Here is a 21,548-nt window from a genome sequence, read left to right on the forward strand (position 1 = left end):
CGTGATGGGCCGGTTCGACCTGTGGTGGACGTCGCGGCACGACGTCGCTGCCGACAGTCCACCCCACCCCTGCCGACCCGCGCAAGCAGACACCCTCGTGTTGGCCCGTCGGCCTCGGAGGGCCAGGATGGTCACCGGGACCCGGGCGACCCCCGGACAGCCCCCGCAACGCACCTGCCGAGGACCCGCTGGAGGACACGTGGCACACGCCGACGACGCACCGATGCTGGACGGCCTGCTCGCCCAGCTGCCGGACGTCGACCCCGAGGAGACCGCGGAGTGGCGCCAGTCGCTCGCCGCGGCCGTGGAGGCCGGCGGCAAGCAGCGCGCCCGCTACCTGATGCTGCAGATGCTGCAGGCGGCTCGAGAGCAGCACCTCGGTGTGCCGAGCCTCACCGCGACCGACTACATCAACACCATCCCGCCGGAGGCCGAGCCGCTGTTCCCGGGCGACGAGGAGGTCGAGCGCCGCTACCGCCGCTGGGTCCGGTGGAACGCCGCCGTCATGGTGCACCGCGCCCAGGCGCCGGGCATCGGGGTCGGCGGGCACATCTCGACCTACGCCTCCTCGGCGACGCTGTACGAGGTGGGCTTCAACCACTTCTGGCGCGGCCGTGACCACGCCGGCGGCGGCGACAACATCTTCGTGCAGGGCCACGCCAGCCCGGGCATCTACGCCCGCGCGTTCCTCGAGGGCCGGCTCAGCGAGGAGCAGCTCGACGGGTTCCGGCAGGAGAAGTCGTCGGCGACCGGCGGGCTGTCCAGCTACCCGCACCCGCGCCTCATGCCGGACTTCTGGGAGTTCCCCACCGTGTCGATGGGCCTCGGCCCGATCAACGCCATCTGGCAGGCGCAGTTCGACAAGTACCTGCGCAACCGCGGCATCAAGGACACCTCGCAGCAGCACACCTGGGCGTTCCTGGGCGACGGCGAGATGGACGAGCCGGAGAGCCGCGGCGCCCTGCAGATCGCGGCGGCCGAGAACCTCGACAACCTGACGTTCGTCATCAACTGCAACCTGCAGCGGCTCGACGGCCCGGTCCGGGGCAACGGCAAGATCATCCAGGAGCTGGAGTCCTTCTTCCGCGGGGCCGGCTGGAACGTCATCAAGGTGGTCTGGGGCCGCGACTGGGACCCGCTGCTGGCCGCGGACCGCGACGGCGCCCTGGTCAAGCTCATGAACGACACCCTCGACGGCGACTACCAGACCTACCGGGCCGAGAGCGGCGAGTTCATCCGCGAGCACTTCTTCAACCGTGACCCGCGCACCAAGAAGCTGGCCCAGCCGCTGAGCGACGCAGACATCTGGAACCTGCGCCGGGGCGGTCACGACTACCGGAAGGTGTTCGCCGCCTACAAGGCCGCCACCGAGCACAACGGCCAGCCGACGGTCATCCTGGCCAAGACGGTCAAGGGCTGGGGCCTGGGCACCAACTTCGCGGGCCGCAACGCCACGCACCAGATGAAGAAGCTGGCCCTGGACGACCTCAAGAACTTCCGCGACGGGCTCCGCATCCCCGTCGAGGACTCCCAGCTCGAGGCCGACCCGTACCGCCCGCCGTACTACAAGCCGGCCGACGACGACGAGACGCTGGAGTACCTGCGCGAGCGGCGTCGCACCCTCGGCGGCGGGCTCCCGTCGCGCAAGGGCCGTCGAGCGGCCATCAAGCTGCCCGGCGACGAGGCCTACGCGGTGGCCAAGCGCGGCTCCGGTAAGCAGCAGGTCGCCACCACCATGGGCTTCGTCCGGGTGCTGCGGGACCTGATGCGCGACAAGGAGTTCGGCCAGCGGGTCGTGCCGATCATCCCCGACGAGGCGCGCACCTTCGGGATGGACTCGTTCTTCCCGACCGCCAAGATCTACAACCCGTCGGGGCAGAAGTACGTGTCGGTCGACCGTGACCTGATGCTGTCGTACAAGGAGGCCAAGGACGGGCAGATCCTGCACGTCGGCATCAACGAGGCCGGCTCCGTGGCCGCGTTCACCGCCGTCGGGTCCTCCTACTCCACCCACGGCGAGCCGATGGTCCCGATCTACATCTTCTACTCGATGTTCGGGTTCCAGCGGACCGGCGACGCGATGTGGGCCGCGGCCGACCAGATGGCGCGCGGGTTCTTCCTCGGCGCGACGGCCGGTCGCACGACGCTGACCGGTGAGGGGCTGCAGCACGCCGACGGGCACTCCCCGCTGCTGGCGGCGACCAACCCCGCGATCGTGTCCTACGACCCCGCCTACGTGTACGAGATCGGCCACATCGTCCGCGACGGGCTCGAGCGCATGTACGGCGAGGGCGGTCCGGACGGCACGGGCGAGAACGTCATGTACTACATCACCCTCTACAACGAGCCGTACGTGCAGCCGCCGGAGCCGGAGGGCCTGGACGTCGAGGGTGTCCTCAAGGGCATGCACCTGGCCCACCCGGGCTCCGGCGAGGGCCCGCGGGTGCAGCTGCTCGCGTCCGGGGTCGGCGTGCCGTGGGCGCTGGAGGCCCAGCAGCTGCTCGCGGACGACTGGGGTGTCGTGGCCGACGTCTGGTCGGTGACGTCCTGGGCGGAGCTGCGCCGCGACGCCATGGCCGCGGACGCCGAGGCGTTCGACCACCTCGACCAGGAACGGCGGGTGCCGTACGTCACCCAGAAGCTGGCCGAGGCCGAGGGTCCCGTCGTGGCGGTGTCGGACTACATGCGGGCCGTCCCGGACCAGATCGCCCAGTACGTGCCGGGTGAGCAGGGCCGGTTCGTGTCGCTGGGCACCGACGGGTTCGGCTTCTCCGACACCCGCGCGGCGGCCCGCCGGTTCTTCCAGGTCGACGGCCCGTCGGTGACGGTGCAGGCGCTCGCGTCGCTCGCCGCCACCGGCGCCGTCGACAAGGGCGTGCCCAAGCAGGCCTACGACAAGTACTCCATCGACGACGTCAACGCCGGCACCACCGGCAACGCGGGCGGCGACGCCTGAGCACGACCCGTCCCACCCACGACACGCGCCCGGCGGCTCACGTCCGCCGGGCGCGTGTCGCGGTCTCCGCGGTGTTCTTCGTCAACGCCGTGCTCTACGCCAACCTCGTGCCGCGCCTGCCCGAGGTGAAGGCGGGCCTCGACCTGAGCAACGCCGGGCTCGGCGGGGCCGTCGCGGCCATGCCCGTCGGGGCGCTGCTGGCCGGCCTGCTCGCGCCGGCCGCGATCCGCCGGCTCGGCTCGGCCCGGGTGGCCGCGTTCGGGCTCGTCGTGCTGGGCGGCGCCCTGGTCGGTGTCCCGCTGTCGGGCACCTGGCTGGGCCTGGCCGCGGTGATGCTGCTGGTCGGGGCGGTGGACGCCGTCGTGGACGTCGCGCAGAACGCGCACGGCTTCCGGGTGCAGCGCCTCTACCGCCGCTCGGTCGTCAACTCCTTCCACGGCCTGTGGAGCGTCGGAGCCGTGGCCGGTGGCGTCCTGGGGTCCGTCGCCGCCGGCCTGGCCGTGCCGCTGACCGTCCACCTGGTCGTGTCCGCGGTCCTGTCCGGCGGCGTGGCGCTGGCCGCGTACCGGTTCATGCTCGACGGGCCCGAGGACGCCGAGCGGGCCGAGGACGTGGTAGCCGAGCCCGGCGGCCCGGCCGTCGTCGCTGGCCCGGCCGGCGCCGCGCCCGACGCGGTGCAGGCCGGGAGCCGGGCGGGCGTGCGCACGGTGCTGCTGCTGGCCGCGCTGGGGGCCCTGGCCGCCTGCGGCGCGTTCGTCGAGGACGCGGGCTCGACCTGGGGCGCCCTGTACCTGCGCGAGGAGCTCGGCACCACGGCCGCGGTCGGCGGCCTGGCCTTCGTGTCGCTGCAGGTGGCGATGACGGTCGGGCGGCTGACCGGGGACCGGGTGGTGGACCGGTTCGGCCAGCAGCGCGTCGCCCTGGCCGGCGGGGTGCTGATCACGGCCGGGACGGGCGGGATGCTCGCGCTGCCCTCGGTGACCACGACGGTGGTCGGGTTCGCCCTGGCCGGTCTCGGCGTCGCCACCCTGATCCCGGCGGTCATGCACACCGCCGACGAGATCCCCGGGCTGCCCGCCGGGGTCGGGCTGACGGTCGTCAGCTGGTTGCTGCGGGTCGGGTTCCTGGTGTCGCCGGCCCTGATCGGCCTGGTCGCCGACGCCACCGACCTGCGCGTCGCCCTGACGACCGTGGTGGCGGCCGGGATCGGTGTGCTCCTGCTGGGCCACGTCCTGCACCCCCACGCCGACGCGCGCCCGACGGCGTCGCACCCCGCGACCACGCCCCCGGGATCTGCCGGCGCGGCCCCCGTCTGAGCCGGACGGCCGTGGGGACGAGCAGCACCCGCCACCCGGGGCGGCCGCGCTGCCCGCTGGTCAGGGGCGGCGGGCCCGCTCGGCCTGGCTGATGGCGCGCTCCATGTCCCGGCGCATCGCCGCGACCCCGGTGGCGTCGGGGTGCTCGCCGAGGGCGTCGAGGTGACGCCGGGCCTCGGCCAGGCGGTGGGCGTCCACCGCGGCGGCGACCATCGCCCGCCCCGCGGCCAGGGGGTGGTCGGTCGGGCGCCAGTGGCCCATCCCCAGCGACAGCGCGCCGTCGTTGTCACCGGCCTCACGCAGCAGGTCCAACCCGTAGGACAGCGCCGAGCCGCTGCTGTCCCGCTCGGCGGCCACGCCGAGCCGGCGCAGCGCGGCCTCGCGGTCGTCGGCCAGCGACAGCCGGGCCAGCTCCACCAGCGGGTACCAGGCCCGCTGGTCGTGGGCGAGCTCCTCGGCCAGGGCCCAGACGGCGTTCTCCTGCGCCTGCACGGGGTCGCCGGCCTCGTGGCCCTCGGCGGCCCGCCGACGGACCACACCGGCCAGCTCGCTGAACCGGCTCTCGTTGTTCGGGTCCTCGCGGAGCAGCTCGTGGAGCCGCTCCTCGTCCACCGACTCGTGGACGCTCGACACGTTCTCGTGCACCTCGGCTCCTGACGTCGGCAGTGCAGGCCCGGATGCGCCTCCGGCGACGGTGGTGCTCGTGCCACCCTTGCGTCTCAGGCGGTCTCGCCACGTTCTGCTCCCAGGCACGGTGCCTCCCCTCGGTTCCCGGCCACAGTAACGAAGCCCCGGACACCGGGCCTGCGATCGCGCGTCCGGGGCCCTGGGCCCGCACCCCGGGGCCACCGGCCGTCGGACGACTACCGTGGCCCCATGAGCAGCGACGTCACCGCCCCGGCGGCGTTGTCGGAGGACTCCCTGCGAGCCCTGGAGTGGGCCAGCGCGACCATCTCCTCGCACGCCCTGACCCGGATGGACACCGAGCTCGACTGGTTCCCCGGCCTGCCGCCGGAGGCCCGGTCGTCGGTCGGCCTGGTGGCCCAGACGGGCGTGTCGGGGTTCGTGCGCTGGTGCCGGGCCGGCGCCCCCGTCGGGCCGTCGGTCCGCAGCGTCGACCTGTTCGGCGCGGCCCCCCGGGACCTGACCCGGCTCATCAGCCTGCACCAGACCGTCACCCTGGTCCGCACCGCCATCGACACCTCCGAGCGGCTGCTCGAGGACACGCTGCCGGAGGCCGACCTGCCCGCCGCCCGGCTGCTCCTGCTGCGCTACGCCCGTGAGGTCGCCTTCGCCGCGGCGGAGGTCTACGCCCGGGCCGCGGAGACCCGCGGGGCGTGGGACGCCCGGCTGGAGGCCCTCGTCGTGGACTCCCTGGTGCGCGGGGACTCCGACGACGCCCTGGCCTCGCAGGCCTCGGCGCTGTCGTGGCCGCTGGACTCGCCCACCACGGTGGTCGTGGCCACCGGTGACACCCGCACCGACGCGCAGGCGCTGCGCCGGGTGGCGCGGTCGCACCGGGCGGAGCTGCTGGTGGGGCACCAGAACGACCGGCTCGTCCTGGTGCTGGGCGGCGGCGCCGACGCGACGGCCGTGGTCACCGACATGCTGGCCCTGGTGGGCGACGGGCCCGTCGTGGTCGGTCCCACCCGCATCGGCCTGCCCTCGGCCCCCCGCTCGGCCCGGGCGGCCCTGGCCGGGGCGACCGCGGCCCGGGCCTGGCCCGGTGCCCCCCGCCCGGTGCTGGCCACGGCCCTGCTGCCGGAACGGGTCCTGGCCGGTGACGTGACCGCCCGGCGCGCCCTCGTGGACCTGGTGCACGCCCCGCTGGTGGCCGCGGGCAACGACCTGCTGGACACCGTGCAGGCCTACGTCGACTCCGGCGGCGCGCTCGAGGGCGCCGCCCGGGCCCTGTTCGTCCACGCCAACACGGTCCGGTACCGCCTCAACCGCGTGGAGCAGGTGACAGGCCTGCTCGCCAGCGACCCGCGCGAGCGCTGGACCCTGCAGATGGGCCTGGCGCTGGGTCGTCTGGCCGAGTCCCCCCGCACCCCCCGGTTGTAGGACTCCTACAACGCGACACGCCAAACCTCGTACCGGACGGAGCCGCGTCCCGGGCCCGGTCTGCGACATCGTGAGGCCCGTGCTGATCGTCGTCTGCCCCGGCCAGGGGTCACAGTCCCCCGGTTTCCTCGCCCCGTGGCTCGAGCTGCCGGAGTTCGAGGAGCGGCTGTCCTGGCTGTCGGCGGTCGCGGCGGTCGACCTCGTCGCGCACGGCACCACGTCGGACGCCGACACCATCCGTGACACCGCCGTCGCGCAGCCCCTCATCGTCGGGGCCGGCCTGGTGTCCCTGCTCGAGCTGTTCCCCCACCCCTCCGACGCGTTCCGGCTGACGGCCGCCGGCGCCGGGCACTCCGTGGGCGAGATCACCGCGGCCTCGGCCGCCGGGGTCATGACGGCCGAGCAGGCGATGGTGTTCGTCCGGGAGCGCGGCAACGCCATGGCCAAGGCCAGCGCCGCCACGCCCACCGGCATGAGTGCCGTGGTCGGCGGGGACCCGGTCGAGGTCGACGCGGTCCTGGCCCGCCACGGCCTGACCGCCGCCAACCGCAACGGCGGGGGCCAGGTCGTCGCGGCCGGGACGAAGGACCAGCTCGCCGCGCTCACCGCGGACCCGCCCGCCAAGGCGCGGGTCATCCCGCTGCAGGTCGCCGGCGCGTTCCACACCGAGCACATGGCGCCGGCCGTCGACGTCCTCGCCCGCCACGCCCGCGCCATCACCACCCACGACCCCCGCAGCCGCCTGGTGTCCAACGCCGACGGCACGGTGGTCCACGACGGTCGTGAGGTGCTGGGCCGGTTGGTGTCGCAGGTGGCCCGCCCGGTCCGCTGGGACCTGTGCATGGAGACCTTCCGCGACCTGGGGGTCACCGGCATCGTCGAGATCCCGCCCGCGGGCACGTTGGCCAACCTGGCCAAGCGCGCCCTGCCCGGTGTCGACGTCGTGGCTTTGAAGACCCCGGACGACCTGGCGGCCGCCCGCGCGCTGGTCCGCGAGCACGGCCAGGTCAGCTCCATGGCCGTCAACCCGACGTGGCGCCTGGTCGTGGCGCCGGCCAAGGGCATGGTCAGCATCGGCGCGTTCCCCGAGGGCTCCGCCGTGGAGCCCGGCAGCGTCGTGGCCCGCGTCGAGGGGCTGCGCGACTCCTACGACGTCACCGCCCCCCACGGCGGCACCGTGGTGGAGTGGATCGTGCACGACGGCGACCCCGTCTCCCCCGGCATGCCGCTGGTCCGGCTCCACCCGGCGAGCCCGCAGGCCTCGAGGGTGAGCAGATGACGGCGACGCTCACCCAGTCCACCGGGGCCGCGCACACCCGGGTCATGGGGGTGGGGGCGATGCGCCCCGACCGTGTCGTGACCAACGAGGAGGTCTGCACCTGGATCGACTCCTCCGACCAGTGGATCCGGGAGCGCAGCGGCATCGTCACCCGGCGTTTCGCCGCGCCCGAGGCGACCGTCGTGGACATGGCGGAGCCCGCCTGCCGGGACGCCCTCGCGATGGCCGGCATCACCGCTTCCCAGGTGGACGCCGTGATCGTGTCCACCGTCACCTGGTACCTGCAGACACCCTCGGCCGCCGCGGTGCTGGCCGAGCGGATCGGCGCCACCCCCGCCGCCGCGTTCGACCTGTCCGCCGCCTGCGCCGGGTTCTGCCACGGCGTCGGCCTGGCCTCGGACATGGTCCGCGCCGGCAGCGCCCGCCACGTCCTCGTCGTCGGGGTCGAGAAGCTCTCCGACTTCACCGACAAGCACGACCGCGGCACGGCGTTCCTGTTCGGCGACGGCGCCGGCGCGGTCGTCGTCGGCCCGTCCGACCACCCGGGCATCGGCCCGACGATGTGGGGCAGCGACGGCGCCCAGGCCGACGTCATCACCCAGACCACGTCCTGGACGTCGATGCGCAGCGAGGACGGTCGCACCATCAGCGGTGACTGGCCCGCGCTCGGCATGGCGGGGCAGACCGTGTTCCGCTGGGCGGTGTGGCAGATGGCCCCCGTCGCGCAGAAGGCCATGGACGCCGCGGGCGTCCAGGGCAGCGACCTGGCGGCCTTCATCCCCCACCAGGCCAACGTCCGCATCATCGACGCGATGGTCAAGCAGCTCGGCCTGCCCCAGGACGTCCCCGTGGCCCGCGACATCGAGCACATGGGCAACACGTCGGCGGCCTCGGTGCCGCTGGCCATGGAGCGGATGCTGCGCGACGGCACCGCCCCCCACGGCGGCCTCGCGCTGCTCATCGGTTTCGGCGCAGGCCTCGTCTACGCCGCACAGGTGGTCGAGCTGCCCTAGGCGGCCCGGCCCCGAACGCACGACCCGCCAGACCCGACCGGCACCACCCACGAACGAGCAGAGGAGCACCACATGGCAAGCGAGCAGGAGATCCTGAGCGGTCTGGCCGACATCGTCAACGAGGAGACCGGTCTGCCGGCCGACGCCGTCGAGCTGGACAAGTCCTTCACCGACGACCTCGACATCGACTCGCTGTCGATGATGACGATCGTCGTCAACGCCGAGGAGAAGTTCGGCATCCGCATCCCCGACGAGGACGTCAAGAACCTCGCCACCGTGCGCGACGCCGTCAGCTACATCGCCCAGGCCCAGGGCTGAGGCGCGGCCGGGCGCCCACCAGGCGCCCGGCCCGCCCGTCTGCCGGCACCACCGAGGCCCGTGACGACGCCACCCCGCGTCGGGCGGGCCGACAGCGCCACCCCCTACCCCGCGGGTGCACCCGCACGAGAACCGGGAGAGCCCATGAGCACCACCGTCGTCGTCACCGGCCTCGGCGCCACGACGCCCATCGGGGGCGACGCGGCGTCCACGTGGGAGGCCGCCCTGAAGGGCACCTCCGGCGCCGCGCCCTGGCACGGACCCTGGGTGGACGACTTCGAGCTGCCCGTGCGCTTCGGCGCCCAGCTCGCCGTCCCCGCCTCCGACCTCCTGACCAAGGTGCAGCTGCGCCGGCTGGACCCCAGCTCGCAGTACGCCCTCATCGCCGCCCGGGACGCGTGGGCCGACGCCGGCTCCCCCGAGCCCGAGCCGACCCGCCTCGGCGTGTGCCTGGCCAGCGGTATCGGTGGCCTGTGGACCCTGCTCGACAACTGGGACGCCATGAAGGCCAGCGGCCCTCGCAAGGTGTTCCCGCTCTCGATCCCCATGCTGATGCCGAACGCCCCCGCCGCCACCGTCAGCCTCGAGGTCGGCGCCCGCGCCGGCGCCCACACCCCGGTGAGCGCGTGCGCGTCCGGGGCCGAGGCCATCGCGATGGCCATCGACATGATCCGCCTGGGCCGCGCCGACATCGTCGTCGCCGGCGGCACCGAGGCCGTCGTCCACCCGCTGCCCGTGGCCGCGTTCGCCGCCATGCAGGCCCTGTCGACCCGCAACGACGACCCCACCACCGCGTCACGGCCCTACGACGTCGGCCGCGACGGCTTCGTCCTCGGCGAGGGCGCCGGTGTCGTCGTCCTGGAGTCCGAGGCGCACGCCAAGGCGCGCGGCGCCCGGATCCACGCCGAGGTGCTGGGGGCCGGCATGAGCTCCGACGCCCACCACATCGCCGCACCCGAGCCCGAGGGCATGGGCGCCGCCCGCGCGATCGAGCAGGCGTTGCAGGTGTCCGGCCTGTCGCCGTCGGACATCGACCACATCAACGCCCACGCCACGTCGACCCCGGTGGGCGACAAGGCCGAGGCCAAGGCGATCCGGCGGGCCCTCGGCGCGGCCGCCGACGACATCCTGGTCTCGGCGACCAAGTCGATGACCGGGCACCTGCTCGGCGCGGCCGGGGCCGTGGAGGCCGTCTTCGCGATCTGCGCCGTCCGCGACCGCCTCGCCCCGCCCACCATCAACATCACCGAGATCGACCCCGACGTCGACCTCCAGGTGGTCCGGGAGACGGCCACCCCCATCGGCGACGGGACACGTCCCGTGGTGGCGCTCAACAACTCCTTCGGCTTCGGCGGCCACAACGTGGCCCTGACGTTCCGGAGCGCCTCATGACGGCCACCAGCACCGGTGACCTCGTCGTCGAGGTCGACCCCCGTGACCCGATGCTGCGGCTGGAGTCGTTCGCCGACCCCGGCAGCGTCGAGTTGCTCACCGAGCCCGACGACTCCGGCATGATCGCGGCCACGGTCCGCGTGGACGGCACGCCCGCGGTGGTCTTCGTGTCCGACGCCCGCAAGATGGGCGGCGCCATGGGCGAGGCCGGCTGCAAGGTCGTCCTCGTCGCCTACGAGCGCGCCCTGGCCGACCAGGTCCCCGTCGTGGGGCTCTGGCACTCCGGCGGCGCCCGGCTGGCCGAGGGCGTCGTCAGCCTGCACGCCGTCGGCGAGGTGTTCGCGATCATGACGCGCGCGTCGGGGAAGATCCCGCAGATCAGCGTGGTCATCGGCGCCGCGGCGGGTGGGGCGGCCTACGGACCGGCGCTGACCGACGTCGTCGTGCTCGGCCCGGACGGGCGGGTGTTCGTCACCGGCCCCGACGTGGTCCGCAGCGTCACCGGCGAGAAGGTCGACGCGCTCCGCCTGGGGGGGCCCGAGCCGCACGGGCGCCGCTCCGGCGTGGTCCACGTGACGACCGAGACCACCGAGGACGCCTACCTGCGCGGCCGCGAGCTGGTCACCCTCCTCGGCCGTCCGGGTGCGGTCGACCCGGCCGCCGTCGCGGACCGCGACCTGGGCCGGCACCTGCCGATGAACCCCAAGCGCGCCTACGACATGCACCCGATCGTCGCCGACCTGCTCGACGACGACCACGAGCAGCTCGAGCTGCACGCCCGCTGGGCCCCCAACGTCATCACCACGCTGGGCCGCGTCGGCGGCGGCACGGTGGGCGTCGTGGCCAACAACCCGATGCGCCTGGGCGGCTGCCTGGACTCCAGCTCGGCGGAGAAGGCCGCCCGGTTCGTGAGGATGTGCGACGCGTTCGGCATCCCGCTGCTGGTGCTGGTCGACGTCCCCGGCTACCTGCCGGGCGTCGGGCAGGAGTGGGACGGGGTGGTGCGTCGGGGCGCGAAGCTGCTGCACGCCTTCGCCGAGGCGACCGTCCCCCGCGTGACGCTGGTCATCCGCAAGGCCTACGGCGGCGCCTACATCGCCATGAACTCCCGCTCGCTCGGCGCGACCCGGGTGCTGGCCTGGCCCAGCGGCGAGGTCGCCGTGATGGGGGCCGTGGCCGCGGTCCGCATCCTGCACCGACGTCGTCTGGCCGAGGTGCCCGAGGACGCCAAGGCGCAGGTCGAGGCCGAGCTGGCGGCGGAGCACGAGCGCCTGGCCGGGGGCATCCCCCGTGCCATGGAGATCGGCGTGGTCGACGAGGTCATCGCGACCGCGCAGACCCGTTCGGCCCTGGCCCGCGCCGTGGCCGCCGCCCCCGCGACGCGCGGCCTGCACGGCAACATCCCGTTGTGAGCACCACCCCCTCCGGTCACGCGCCGGACGGGGTGGTTCCCGCCCGGCGGACCGCCCGGCTGCTGCTGCGCGGCTTCACCGACGCCGACCGGGAGCCGTTCGCGGCCCTCAACGCCGACCCGGTCGTGATGGAGCACTTCGTGTCCACCTACGGCCGGGAGCGCTCCGACGCGTTCATCGACAAGGTCGCACGCTGCTGGGCCGAGCGCGGCTGGGGGCCGTGGGCGCTGGAGCGCCTCGACACCGGCACCTTCATCGGTTACACGGGCCTGTGGCCGGCCGAGTTCGAGGCACCCTTCACCCCGGCCGTCGAGGTCGGCTGGCGCCTGGCCCGGGCGCACTGGGGCCACGGCTTCGCCACCGAGGCCGCCCTGGAGTCGCTCCGGTTCGGGTTCACCGAGACCGGGCTGAGCGAGATCGTGTCGTTCACCGCGGTCGGCAACGAGCGGTCCTGGCGGGTCATGGAGCGCATCGGGCTCATCCGCGAGCCCGAGGGCGACTTCGACCACCCCGCCGTCCCGGTCGCCCACCCGGTCCGCCCGCACGTGCTCTACCGGTTGCCGCGGGAGCGCTGGCTGGCCTCGCAGGCCTGAGGAACCGCGCGGGAGGCGGCACCCGCCCGGAGCAGCACCGGTCGGGGCACCCCTACGCTGCCGCGGGTGGATGCGGAGTGGGAGCGAGAGGGACCGGGCCCCCGCGAGCGGCGCCTGGACGTGGTCCTCGGCCTGCTGCTGGCCGTCACGGCGGTGGTCAGCATGGAGCTGGCCCGCAGCGTGGGCGACGTGTTCGAAGACGCGCCGGGCGCCTGGGAACGCGCCGTGTGGGCCCTGGCCGTCGCGCTGCCGCTGTGCGTCCGCCGCCGCTTCCCCGTCGCGGTGCTCGTGCTGGTGGCCGCCGCGTTCATCGGGCACCAGGCCCGGCTGGTCTTCGACCCCCTGGTGACGTCCGTCTGCCTCTACCTGGCGCTGTACACCGCAGGCGCGTGGGCCCGTGACCGTCGGGCGGCCACCGCCGTACGCCTCGTCGTCGTGGTGGCCATGTTCTCCTGGCTGGGGATCTCGCTGAGCACCACCGCGTGGCAGGAGACGACGCAGGGCGGGGACGGGGACGGCGTGCTGCCGCCGGTGACCGCGGTGGTGCTGCTGGTCACGGTCATGAACCTGGCCTACTTCGCGGCCGGCTGGGTGGTCGGCGACCGGGCCTGGCAGCAGGCCAGGACGCTCGCGGAGCTGGAGCTGCGCAACCGCCAGCTGCACGAGCAGCGGGCGGAGAACACGCGACGCGCCGTGGTGCAGGAGCGGGTGCGCATCGCCCGGGAGCTGCACGACGTCGTCGCCCACCACGTGAGCGTGATGGGGGTCCAGGCCGGGGCCGCCCGTCGGGTCATGGCCACCCGCCCCGACGACGCCCAGGCCGCCATCAGCCGCGTCGAGGCCAGCGCCCGTCAGGCCACCGACGAGATGCGCCGACTGCTCGGGGTCCTGCGCGAGGACGTCCCCGAGGAGCACGACCTCGCCCCGGCCCCGGGCACGGACCGGCTCCCCGAGCTGGTCGCGGGGGCCGCTGGGACGCAGCTGCGGGCCGACTACGCCGAGGTCGGCACGGCCCGTCCGCTGCCGCCGGCGCTGTCGGTGACGCTGTACCGGATCGTGCAGGAGGCCCTGACCAACACGGTCCGGCATGCGGGGGCCCGGCGGGTCGACGTCCGGCTCCGGTGGCTGGACGACGCCGTGGAGGTCGAGGTCGTGGACGACGGGGTCGGGGCCACGAAGGGCCGCGACGGTGGGGTCGGGCTGGGCCTGGTGGGGATGCAGGAGCGGACCGTGGTCCACGACGGCGAGCTGGAGGTCGGCCCCCGGCTGGAGGGCGGGTACCGGGTCCGGGCCCGGTTCCCGGTGGAGCAGGACGCCGTCGAGGCCGTGGTGTCGGGGCTGCGCTCGTGATCCGCGTGCTGCTGGTGGACGACCAGGAGCTCGTGCGCAGCGGCTTCCGGATGATCCTCGGCACGGAGGACGACCTCGAGGTGGTCGGGGAGGCCTCGGACGGGGCCGCAGCCGTGGAGGCGGTCGCCCGGCTGGCCCCGGACGTCGTCCTGATGGACGTGCAGATGCCCGGCACCGACGGGCTGACGGCGACCCGGCAGGTCGTGTCCCGCTTCCAGGCCCGCGTCATCGTCCTCACCACGTTCGACCGCGACGACTACCTCTTCGCCGCCCTCGAGGCCGGCGCGAGCGGGTTCCTCCTGAAGAACGCGTCGCCGGAGGACCTCGTCGCCGCCGTTCGCGTCGTCGCCGGAGGGAAGGCCCTGCTGGCCCCGGCGGTCACGGCGCGGGTGATCGCCTCCTTCGCCTCCCGGCCGGGCCGCGCCGCCCGCCGGGACCTGCAGGAGGGGCTGACCGACCGCGAGCGGGAGGTGCTGGCGCTGGTGGCCCGGGGATGGTCCAACGCGGAGGTGGCCGGACGTCTGGTGCTCGGCGAGGCCACCGTCAAGACGCACGTGTCGCGGCTGCTGGCCAAGCTCGGCCTGCGCGACCGGGTCCAGCTGGTGGTGCACGCCTACGAGACGGGGGTCGTGCAGCCCGGGGCGGTCGCTCCCCCGGGAGGATGAGGCGGCGGTTCCGCCCCGGGACGGACGCGGGCGGCGCCGACCGGTGCCTAGGGTCGCGTCATGCTGAGCCTGAAGGACGTCACCAAGAGGTTCGGGGCCGTCACGGCCCTGGACGGCGTGAGCTTCGACGTGACACCGGGGCGGATGACCGGGTTCGTCGGGGCCAACGGCGCCGGGAAGACCACGACCATGCGGATCGTGTTCGGGGTCGCGAGGGCGGACTCCGGCTCCGTCACGTGGCAGGGCGCCCCGATCACCCTGGAGCAGCGGGCCGCCTTCGGCTACATGCCCGAGGAGCGTGGGCTGTACCCGAAGATGCGGCTGCGGGACCAGCTCGTGTTCCTGGCTCGGCTCCACGGCCTGGAGCGCTCGGTCGCCGGCCCCCGGGCGGAGGCCATGCTGGAGCGGCTCGGCCTCGGTGACCGGGTGGACGCCACGCTGGACTCGCTGTCGCTGGGCAACCAGCAGAGGGTCCAGATCGCCGCGGCCCTGCTGCACGACCCCGTCCTGCTCGTCCTGGACGAGCCGTTCAGCGGTCTGGACCCGGTCGCGGTGGACACCCTGGCGGTCGTGCTGAGGGAACGCTGCCGGGCGGGGGCGCCGGTCCTGTTCTCCAGCCACCAGCTGGACCTGGTGGAGCGGCTGTGCGACGACCTGGTCATCATCGACGGCGGCCGCGTCGTCGCGGCCGGCACCGCGGCGGACCTGCGCCGCCGGGCCGGCACCGGCCGGTACCGGGTGAGGGTCGACGTGGACGCCGGCTGGTTGCGCGACCTGCGCGGCCTGGAGGTCCTCGACCTCGACGGGCCACGGGCCCTGGTCCGTGTCGACGACGGGGACGACGGGGACGACGGGCAGCAGCTGCTCGCCGCCCTGCTGCAGCGGGGCCCGGTGCGTGAGTTCACCCCGGACGTCCCCGTGCTGGCCGACGTCTACCGGGAGGTGGTCCGATGAGCACCACGACCCACCGTGGCCACGGCGGCGTCCCCTTCGCCGAGGCCGTCCGACTCGTCGCCGGCCGCGAGGTCTTCGTCAAGCTGCGCGACAAGGGCTTCCTGATCTCGACCGCGGTGACGCTGCTCATCATCGTGGCCGCCTTCGTGGCCCCCGCGCTGCTGTCCGGCGGCAGCGACGACTACGACCTCGCCGTGGTCGGGGACGGGGCCGACGCCGTCGGCACGGTGCTGGAGCAGCCCGACGGTCCCGCGGCCGCGGAGGACGTCACCGTCACCCCCGTCGTGGCACCGGACGCGGCGACGGCCGAGGCCCTTGTCACCGGCGGGGAGGCCGACGCGGCACTGCTGAGCACCGGCAGCGGTGCCCGCGCGCAGTTCGAGCTGGTGGTCGAGAACGAGGTGCCCGCCGGTCTGCGGCGTGCCGTCGCGGCCACGGTGTCCACCACGGTCGGGAGCGCGCGGCTGGTCGAGGCCGGCGTGACGCAGGCGGAGGTGGCCGCCCTGCTGACCCCGCCCGAGGTGGCCGAGCGGTTCCTGGACCCCGAGGCGGACCAGGCCGTGCAGGCGCAGCTCCTCGGCGTGGGGTTCGCGGTGCTGTTCTTCTTCACCGCCCTGACGTACGGCCTCACGATCGCGCAGAGCGTCACCGAGGAGAAGCAGAACCGGGTCGTGGAGCTGCTGGTCGCCATGGTGCCGGTCCGGGCGCTGCTGGTGGGCAAGGTCCTGGGCAACGTCGTCCTGGCGGTCGGGCAGCTGGTCCTGCTGCTGGCCGCCGCGTTCCTGGCCGCCTCCGTGGTCGGGCAGGGCGACCTGCTGCCCCTGCTCGCCGGGAGCACCGGCTGGTTCGTGGCGTTCTTCCTGCTCGGCTTCGCGATGCTCGCCTGCGTCTGGGCCGCCACGGGGGCGATGGCGGCGAGGGTCGAGGACCTGGGGTCGACCACGCTGCCGGTCCAGATGCTCGTGATGCTGCCGTTCTTCGCCGCGGTCGCCGTGCAGCCCGGGACGTTGCGCGACGTCCTGTCCTTCGTGCCGTTCACCGCGCCGGTGGTCATGCCGCAGCGGCTGGTCGCCGGCGACGCGAGCTGGTGGGAGGGCCTGCTGGCCCTGGGGTCCGTCGCGGTGACGGCGGCGGTGCTCGTCGTGCTGGCGGAGCGGCTCTACCGCACGTCGCTGCTGCGCACCCGCACCACCAAGGGCCTGCGGGAGGCCTTCGCCTCGACCGAGTGAGTGCGGGTCGGGGGGCGACCGGTCAGCGGGCGAGGCCCTCCACGACCTCCGCGCCGGGCAGCTGCGCGAGCAGGGCACCGGGCAGCAGGAGCTTGGAGTGCCGGACCCCTGACCCGATCACGACCCAGGCCTGCTGCACCACGGCGTCGTCCACCAGCAGCATCGGCCAGTCCGCGGGAAGGCCGACGGGCGTGATGCCGCCGTAGGCCATCCCGGTCGCCTCGGTGGCCACGTCCATCGGCGCGAACGACGCCTTGCGGGCGTCCAGGCGCTTGCGGACCACGCCGTTGACGTCGCAGCGCGTGGTGGCCAGCACGACGCACGCGGCCAGGGTCGTCACGTCGCCGCGACGACCGGCTACGACCACGCAGTTGGCGGACTGCTCGAGGGTGACCCCGTACGCCTCGCAGAAGGCCGCGGTGTCGGCCAGGTAGGCGTCGATCTCCGCGACCAGGACCTCCTCGCGCGGCAGCGACCAGAGGGCGGCGGCCACCGTCGACGCGAGCAGGTCCGGGCGGTCGGCGGCGGGGGTGGTGGCGAGGCTCCCGAGCATGTCGGAAGGTTAGGGGGTCGTGTCGGCCCGCTGTGCGTCCGTCCCGCGCCGCAGCGCCGCTGATCCCTCCTGGACCTGTCGGCGGCCCAGCAGGACCGCGCGGCTCAGGGGTACCGCTCGGCCAGGTCGGTCACCCGGTCCAACGCCAGGCCCACGGGGAGGTCGTGGGCCTGGACGACGAGCCGGACCTCACCGACCCGGGCGAGCGCGCTCCAGAAGCGGCCCTGCTGCAACCGGCGTGCCGGGACGGTGCGTCCCTCGACGACCAGCTGCGCGTCCTCCCACGGTGGCGACCCGGGCGCGGTGGGGTCGTCATCCAGGACGCGCTGACGAAGGGCGTCGGTCAGGCTGTCCTCGTCGTCCTCGTCGCCACCCCGACGGCCCGGTCGACCAGGTCATCGTCGACCGGGCCGTAGACCGGGAAGGGCGCCGTCCGGGCGAGGGCCACGTCACGGGCCCGCCGACGGGCTCCTGCCCGCTCGGGCGACACCTCCTGCAGCCCGGCGCTGACGAGCTCGTCGGCCAGTCCGGGTGCGCTCCTGGCCGTCGCCGCGTAGCCGCACCAGCAGAGCAGGGCGCCACCGGCAGCGCCGACCGCCACCGCCGGCAGACGCCGACGGGACCGACCGAGCACCGTGGCGGCGGCCGCGCCCAGCAGGCCGGAGGCGAGGTAGATCCACGGCACCGGTTCCACCTGCCGGTGACCCTGGAGCGTGAGGACCACCGACCGGACCAGACGCAGGGGCAGGGTCCACCGGCTGGGTGCCCGCCCGGTCAGCACCAGGGACCAGGAGGCCCCCGTGTGGTTCGAGGCTCCGCAGACCCGGCAGACGGTCCGGGTCGGGCGCCACGGCCCGCCGCTGCCCAGCCACCGCAGCAGGCCGGCGGGCCACGACGACCGCCGCCGGACCCACGCGTCGGCATGGCACTGCTCGCAGACCGTCGGGGCGTCGTCCCCGCTCAGCTGCACCGGCCGATCCTGCCCGAGCGACCGGCCGACGCCCGGACCGCGCTCAGCCCACCCGGTGCAGCCAGCGCACCTGCGCGTCGTCACCGGCGTGGCGGAACGGCTCGAGCTCACGGTCCCAGGCCTCGCCCAGCGCCAGCGACAGCCGGTGCCGGACCTCGACGGGGTCCACCTCGGCCAGGGCCGCCCGGACCCGGTCCTCGGGGACGACCGTGTTGCCGTGCACGTCGATGACGGCGTGGAACAGGCCCAGGTCCGGGACGTGGCTGAACCGCGCCCCGTCGCTGCCTCGGCTCGGCTCCTCGGTGACCTCGTAGCGCAGGTCGGCCCAGCCGCGCAGCGCGCTCGCGAGACGGGCGCCCGTCCCCTGCTCGCCCTGCCAGGACAGGTCGGTGCGGAACATGCCGGGTCCCAACGGCTGCGGGGTCCACTGCAGGTCGACGCGCACGCCGAGGGCACGCCCGGCGGCCCATTCGACGTGCGGGCACAGAGCGCGTGCGGCGGAGTGCACGTACAGCACACCGCGGGTGACGACAGCCATGGTCTTCTCCTCCACATCCGAGGGTCGTCTTCCCCAACGGCCTCGAGCGGAGCAGCGGACCTTGCCGGGACAGCATGGCGTACCCCGGCGCGCAGGGCCAGTCCCCCGCCCGGACGGCGGGTCGCTGCGGCCATCAGGGCGACGGGGTCAAGTCCGGGCCCCGACCTGCCGATCACCGTCTCGACCGGGAGGACCCCTACGTCCCGGACGAAGACGGAGGCACAGGCATGGACGGCGTCGACCTGCTCGCGGCACAGGCGTACGACGAGGGCGTCATCACCGAGGTGATCCGCCCGGCGGCCATCGTCCCGGAGGGTGCGGCGCGGGCGATCCTGGTCGAGCTGAGCCTGGGTGACGTGTCCAGCGGTGGGGTCTGGCACTCGACCACCACGATGTGGTCGCGCTACGACCGGCCCTGGAACGGGACGCCCACCTCGACCGGGGCCGAGCTCATCGGCAACATCCAGGTCGCGTACGGGACGCCCACCAAGTACGAGATCACCCTGTACCGGGTGACCATCACCAAGTTCGGCCAGAGCAACGGCTGGTCGGTCGAGCTGCTGAGCGACGAGGCCCTGGGCTACGGCGGCCTCACCCTGGCCGAGTGCCCCCGAGCCGCCCTCAACGCGCCGCCCAAGCCTTTCCGGTTCTGACCCGACTGGGGCGATACTCGCTCGGACGCCCGAGCGGAGGTGCCCGATGCCCGACCCAGCCCTGCCCCACCCTGTCCGGCCCCACCACCCGACCCGGGACGACCGGTCGACCCGGTCCCACCGGGCCGGGGGGCCTCGCGGCCGCGGCCTCCCGCTGCTGCTGCCCCTGCTGGCCTACGGGCTCGGGTCCGTGGATTGGCAGCAGGTGCTGCGTCGCACGGGCATGCCCTTCCGCTCCCCCGCCGACGACCCGGCCCGGGCCGCGCTCGCCGTCGGGGGGTCGGTCGCGGGCGGCCTGCTCGCCACCGCGACGGCGGGCACCGTGATGGCAGCCGTGACGCGGCTGCCCGCCGCCCGGGCCGCGAGCGCGCTCGCCCCGGCCGCCGCCGCGGCCGTCGTCCCGCTGCCGCTGGTCGGCATCGGGGCAGGTGCCTACGTCGAGGCGGCCACCGCCTGGCGCTCCGCGCGCGCCGGCACCGCCGACCCGGCGCAGGCGGCGCTGCGTGCCGGCGTCGGGGTCGTCGCGTTCGGCCTCGTCCACGGCCTGATCAGCAGCGGGGTCGAACGGCTGCTGGACGCGACCGTGCCGGCACCGCCCCGACCGCCCGCCGCCCCGCCCGCCAGCCGCCTCAACCTGGTCGGCCCCGACGTCGGCGACACCGAGGACGGCCCCGACGGCTTCGTCGTCTACCTGGACGGCGTGGGCCGCTGCGAACGGCGGACGACCCCGGTGGGGCGTCGCTTCGCCGCCGCGGTGGCGGAGCGGCTGCCCCGGTGGACCGTGGTGCTGTCGCTCATGCCCAACGACGTCACGCAGGAGCCGGCCTGGCTGCGTCCGGTGACGGGCCGGCTGTGGCGCAGCCTGCACCGGGCCTCGCCGGGGTGGACCGTCGCCCGCGGTGTCTGGGAGGCCGTCGTCGCCCTCGACCCGCGCTACCGCGACCGCCTGGCCCAGGAGCACACCCGGCAGGTCGCGGCGCACCTGCTCGCGGCGGGGTACCGCAGCGGCAGCGGGACCCCCGTGGTGCTGGTGGGTCTGAGCGGCGGCGCCCAGACCGGGCTGCGGGTGGCCTCGGAGGTGGCCCGGTCGCTCGGGGGCGCACCGGTCGACGTGGTGACGTTCGGCTCCTTCGCCGACGGGTCCGCCGACCTCAGCGGGGTGCGTCGCGTCCACGCCGTCGTGTCCTGGGCCGACCCCGCCGAGCTGCTGCCGGTGCTGCTGTTCCCGTCGCGGTGGACGGCCTTGGGCGTGGGCGCCTGGCAGCGGGCCCGGCGCGAGGGCACCGTGGTGGTCCGCCGTCACGACTGGGCGACCCACGTCGGCGAGCACGGCTACCTGAGCCCCAGCGCCCACGCACCCGACGGCCGCACGCGTCTGGCGCAGGCCGCCGACGTGGTCGCCGCGGCCGCCTGGCAGCTGCTGGGCGGTCGGAGCCGGGTGGAGTCCTCGTGAGCCAGCACCGCCGACCGGCGTCGCTGTCGCTGGCCGCGGCGAACTCGATGCCCGACCGCGACCCGGCGGAGCGGCTGGAGGCGGCCCACATGAGCGCCCAGGCCGTCGTGGCACGGCTGCGGGACGGGTCCGACCCAGCGGCGGGCGAGCGGATGGTGGCGGCCGTCGACACCGACGAGGGCCTGGACGCGGCCGCCCGGCTGTGGTCGGTGGCGTCCGCGGTCAGCCTGCCCGGGGCGCTGTGGCGACTGGTCGCGCTGCGGGCCGGGGTCCGCCGGGCCCCGTCGCAGGCGGCGCGGGAGTTCGACGCCGGCCGCACCCGGCTGCCCGTGGCCGAGGTCGTGGCCGGGGTGGCGCAGCCGCCCGGCCCCGACGAGGTGTCGGCCATGGTCGACGCGGTGCTGCGCGGCGTCGGGGACAGCGAGCTCGACGTCACCTTCGAGCGAGCGGCGGCGTTCGCCCGCGTCTGCTCGGTGGGACGGGCCGTGCTGGCCGACCGGGCCGGTACCTCGGAGCTGGTCGAGGCCCCGGTCGACGAGATCGACCGCCTCGACGCGGAGCTGGACGCGGCCCGGCTGACCCGGTCGGCGTCGGCCCTGGTGCAGACCGCGGAGGACCTGGAGGCCTGCGCCCGCCGCTGGCGTCGTCACTCGCTGGACTAGCCGCCGGCGGGACGGCAGGTGGTGCGTGGCCGGTAGGTGGGTGCCGGGCCGGAAGCGCCTCTCGGCGTGTGGCCGCTCGTAGCGGCATTAAATGGAGCCCGGGGCTTTCGCGACCCGACACCCACGAGAACGGTAACCGACGGTCGGGGGCTGTGTGTTCCCGAGGGGGCTCCGCCAC

At 74.8% G+C, this 21,548-nt stretch carries 21 protein-coding genes; 16 read left to right on the plus strand and 5 right to left on the minus strand.

All coding sequences use genetic code 11. The annotated features are described in order from the left end of the window. Positions 1-223: 223 nt before the first annotated feature. Complete coding sequence (aceE, locus tag ACR80Q_RS05985; protein ID WP_435376804.1) at positions 224-2,956, plus strand: pyruvate dehydrogenase (acetyl-transferring), homodimeric type; 2,733 nt, start codon at positions 224-226, stop codon at positions 2,954-2,956. Positions 2,957-3,027: 71 nt separating this feature from the next. Beyond that, the gene (locus ACR80Q_RS05990; RefSeq protein WP_435376664.1) at positions 3,028-4,272 is read left to right on the plus strand and encodes an MFS transporter; all 1,245 of its coding nucleotides are present in this window, start codon (positions 3,028-3,030) and stop codon (positions 4,270-4,272) included. Positions 4,273-4,332: 60 nt separating this feature from the next. Here ACR80Q_RS05990 and ACR80Q_RS05995 read toward each other — a convergent pair whose 3' ends face one another. Then, positions 4,333-4,917 (minus strand): hypothetical protein, encoded by a 585-nt coding sequence (locus tag ACR80Q_RS05995; protein ID WP_435376665.1) that lies wholly within the window; start codon positions 4,915-4,917, stop codon positions 4,333-4,335. 231 nt (positions 4,918-5,148) lie between these two features. On the opposite strand from ACR80Q_RS05995, the gene ACR80Q_RS06000 reads away from it, so the two are divergent. The 11 genes from ACR80Q_RS06000 to ACR80Q_RS06050 all read left to right on the plus strand — a co-directional run bounded on the left by ACR80Q_RS06000 (position 5,149) and on the right by ACR80Q_RS06050 (position 16,541). Beyond that, positions 5,149-6,336 carry a PucR family transcriptional regulator gene (locus tag ACR80Q_RS06000; protein ID WP_435376666.1) on the plus strand — a complete coding sequence of 396 codons (1,188 nt, stop codon included), beginning with the start codon at positions 5,149-5,151 and terminating at the stop codon, positions 6,334-6,336. A gap of 79 nt (positions 6,337-6,415) precedes the next feature. Beyond that, entirely contained in the window at positions 6,416-7,615 is a 1,200-nt protein-coding gene (locus tag ACR80Q_RS06005) for an ACP S-malonyltransferase (protein WP_435376667.1), read from the plus strand. Then, positions 7,612-8,628: a beta-ketoacyl-ACP synthase III gene (locus ACR80Q_RS06010; RefSeq protein ID WP_435376668.1), complete on the plus strand. Its 1,017-nt coding sequence runs from the start codon at positions 7,612-7,614 to the stop codon at positions 8,626-8,628. Before ACR80Q_RS06005 ends, ACR80Q_RS06010 begins: the two co-directional genes overlap by 4 nt. 72 nt (positions 8,629-8,700) lie before the next feature. Continuing rightward, positions 8,701-8,946 carry an acyl carrier protein gene (locus tag ACR80Q_RS06015; RefSeq protein ID WP_435376669.1) on the plus strand — a complete coding sequence of 82 codons (246 nt, stop codon included), beginning with the start codon at positions 8,701-8,703 and terminating at the stop codon, positions 8,944-8,946. Positions 8,947-9,090: 144 nt separating this feature from the next. After that, entirely contained in the window at positions 9,091-10,338 is a 1,248-nt protein-coding gene (fabF, locus tag ACR80Q_RS06020) for a beta-ketoacyl-ACP synthase II (RefSeq protein ID WP_435376671.1), read from the plus strand. Next, positions 10,335-11,750, plus strand: coding sequence for a carboxyl transferase domain-containing protein (locus ACR80Q_RS06025; protein ID WP_435376672.1), 1,416 nt, complete (start codon positions 10,335-10,337; stop codon positions 11,748-11,750). Before fabF ends, ACR80Q_RS06025 begins: the two co-directional genes overlap by 4 nt. Beyond that, on the plus strand, positions 11,747-12,343 hold the full coding sequence (locus ACR80Q_RS06030; protein ID WP_435376673.1) for a GNAT family N-acetyltransferase: 597 nt from the start codon (positions 11,747-11,749) through the stop codon (positions 12,341-12,343). Before ACR80Q_RS06025 ends, ACR80Q_RS06030 begins: the two co-directional genes overlap by 4 nt. A gap of 66 nt (positions 12,344-12,409) precedes the next feature. Continuing rightward, a complete protein-coding gene (locus ACR80Q_RS06035; RefSeq protein ID WP_435376674.1) occupies positions 12,410-13,693 on the plus strand; it encodes a sensor histidine kinase in 1,284 nt (427 codons plus the stop codon). Further along, a complete protein-coding gene (locus tag ACR80Q_RS06040; protein ID WP_435376675.1) occupies positions 13,690-14,358 on the plus strand; it encodes a response regulator in 669 nt (222 codons plus the stop codon). Before ACR80Q_RS06035 ends, ACR80Q_RS06040 begins: the two co-directional genes overlap by 4 nt. A gap of 60 nt (positions 14,359-14,418) precedes the next feature. After that, positions 14,419-15,312: an ABC transporter ATP-binding protein gene (locus tag ACR80Q_RS06045; RefSeq protein WP_435376676.1), complete on the plus strand. Its 894-nt coding sequence runs from the start codon at positions 14,419-14,421 to the stop codon at positions 15,310-15,312. After that, entirely contained in the window at positions 15,309-16,541 is a 1,233-nt protein-coding gene (locus ACR80Q_RS06050) for an ABC transporter permease (protein WP_435376677.1), read from the plus strand. The genes ACR80Q_RS06045 and ACR80Q_RS06050 overlap by 4 nt, the downstream gene beginning before the upstream one ends. Before the next feature lie 22 nt (positions 16,542-16,563). Here the strand turns inward: ACR80Q_RS06050 and ACR80Q_RS06055 are convergent, their stop codons facing one another. The 4 genes from ACR80Q_RS06055 to ACR80Q_RS06070 all read right to left on the minus strand — a co-directional run bounded on the left by ACR80Q_RS06055 (position 16,564) and on the right by ACR80Q_RS06070 (position 18,602). Continuing rightward, a complete protein-coding gene (locus tag ACR80Q_RS06055) occupies positions 16,564-17,094 on the minus strand; it encodes a YbaK/EbsC family protein (protein WP_435376678.1) in 531 nt (176 codons plus the stop codon). Positions 17,095-17,198: 104 nt separating this feature from the next. Next, on the minus strand, positions 17,199-17,327 hold the full coding sequence (locus ACR80Q_RS06060; protein ID WP_435376679.1) for a hypothetical protein: 129 nt from the start codon (positions 17,325-17,327) through the stop codon (positions 17,199-17,201). Positions 17,328-17,437: 110 nt separating this feature from the next. Beyond that, positions 17,438-18,064, minus strand: a complete 627-nt coding sequence (locus ACR80Q_RS06065) for a hypothetical protein (RefSeq protein WP_435376680.1) — start codon at positions 18,062-18,064, stop codon at positions 17,438-17,440. Between the two features lie 43 nt (positions 18,065-18,107). Then, the gene (locus ACR80Q_RS06070) at positions 18,108-18,602 is read right to left on the minus strand and encodes a DUF3145 domain-containing protein (protein ID WP_435376681.1); all 495 of its coding nucleotides are present in this window, start codon (positions 18,600-18,602) and stop codon (positions 18,108-18,110) included. Between the two features lie 227 nt (positions 18,603-18,829). Between ACR80Q_RS06070 and ACR80Q_RS06075 the strand changes: the two genes are divergently transcribed. The 3 genes from ACR80Q_RS06075 to ACR80Q_RS06085 are packed head-to-tail and all read left to right on the plus strand — an operon-like array spanning position 18,830 to position 21,370. Continuing rightward, positions 18,830-19,255 carry a hypothetical protein gene (locus ACR80Q_RS06075; RefSeq protein WP_435376682.1) on the plus strand — a complete coding sequence of 142 codons (426 nt, stop codon included), beginning with the start codon at positions 18,830-18,832 and terminating at the stop codon, positions 19,253-19,255. A 46-nt stretch (positions 19,256-19,301) separates the two neighbouring features. After that, positions 19,302-20,708, plus strand: coding sequence for a hypothetical protein (locus ACR80Q_RS06080; protein WP_435376683.1), 1,407 nt, complete (start codon positions 19,302-19,304; stop codon positions 20,706-20,708). Further along, positions 20,705-21,370: a hypothetical protein gene (locus tag ACR80Q_RS06085; protein WP_435376684.1), complete on the plus strand. Its 666-nt coding sequence runs from the start codon at positions 20,705-20,707 to the stop codon at positions 21,368-21,370. Before ACR80Q_RS06080 ends, ACR80Q_RS06085 begins: the two co-directional genes overlap by 4 nt. Positions 21,371-21,548 lie beyond the last annotated feature (178 nt).

This window comes from Aquipuribacter aurantiacus (genome assembly GCF_051216895.1).
Classification (GTDB): Bacteria; Actinomycetota; Actinomycetes; order Actinomycetales; family JBBAYJ01; genus Aquipuribacter.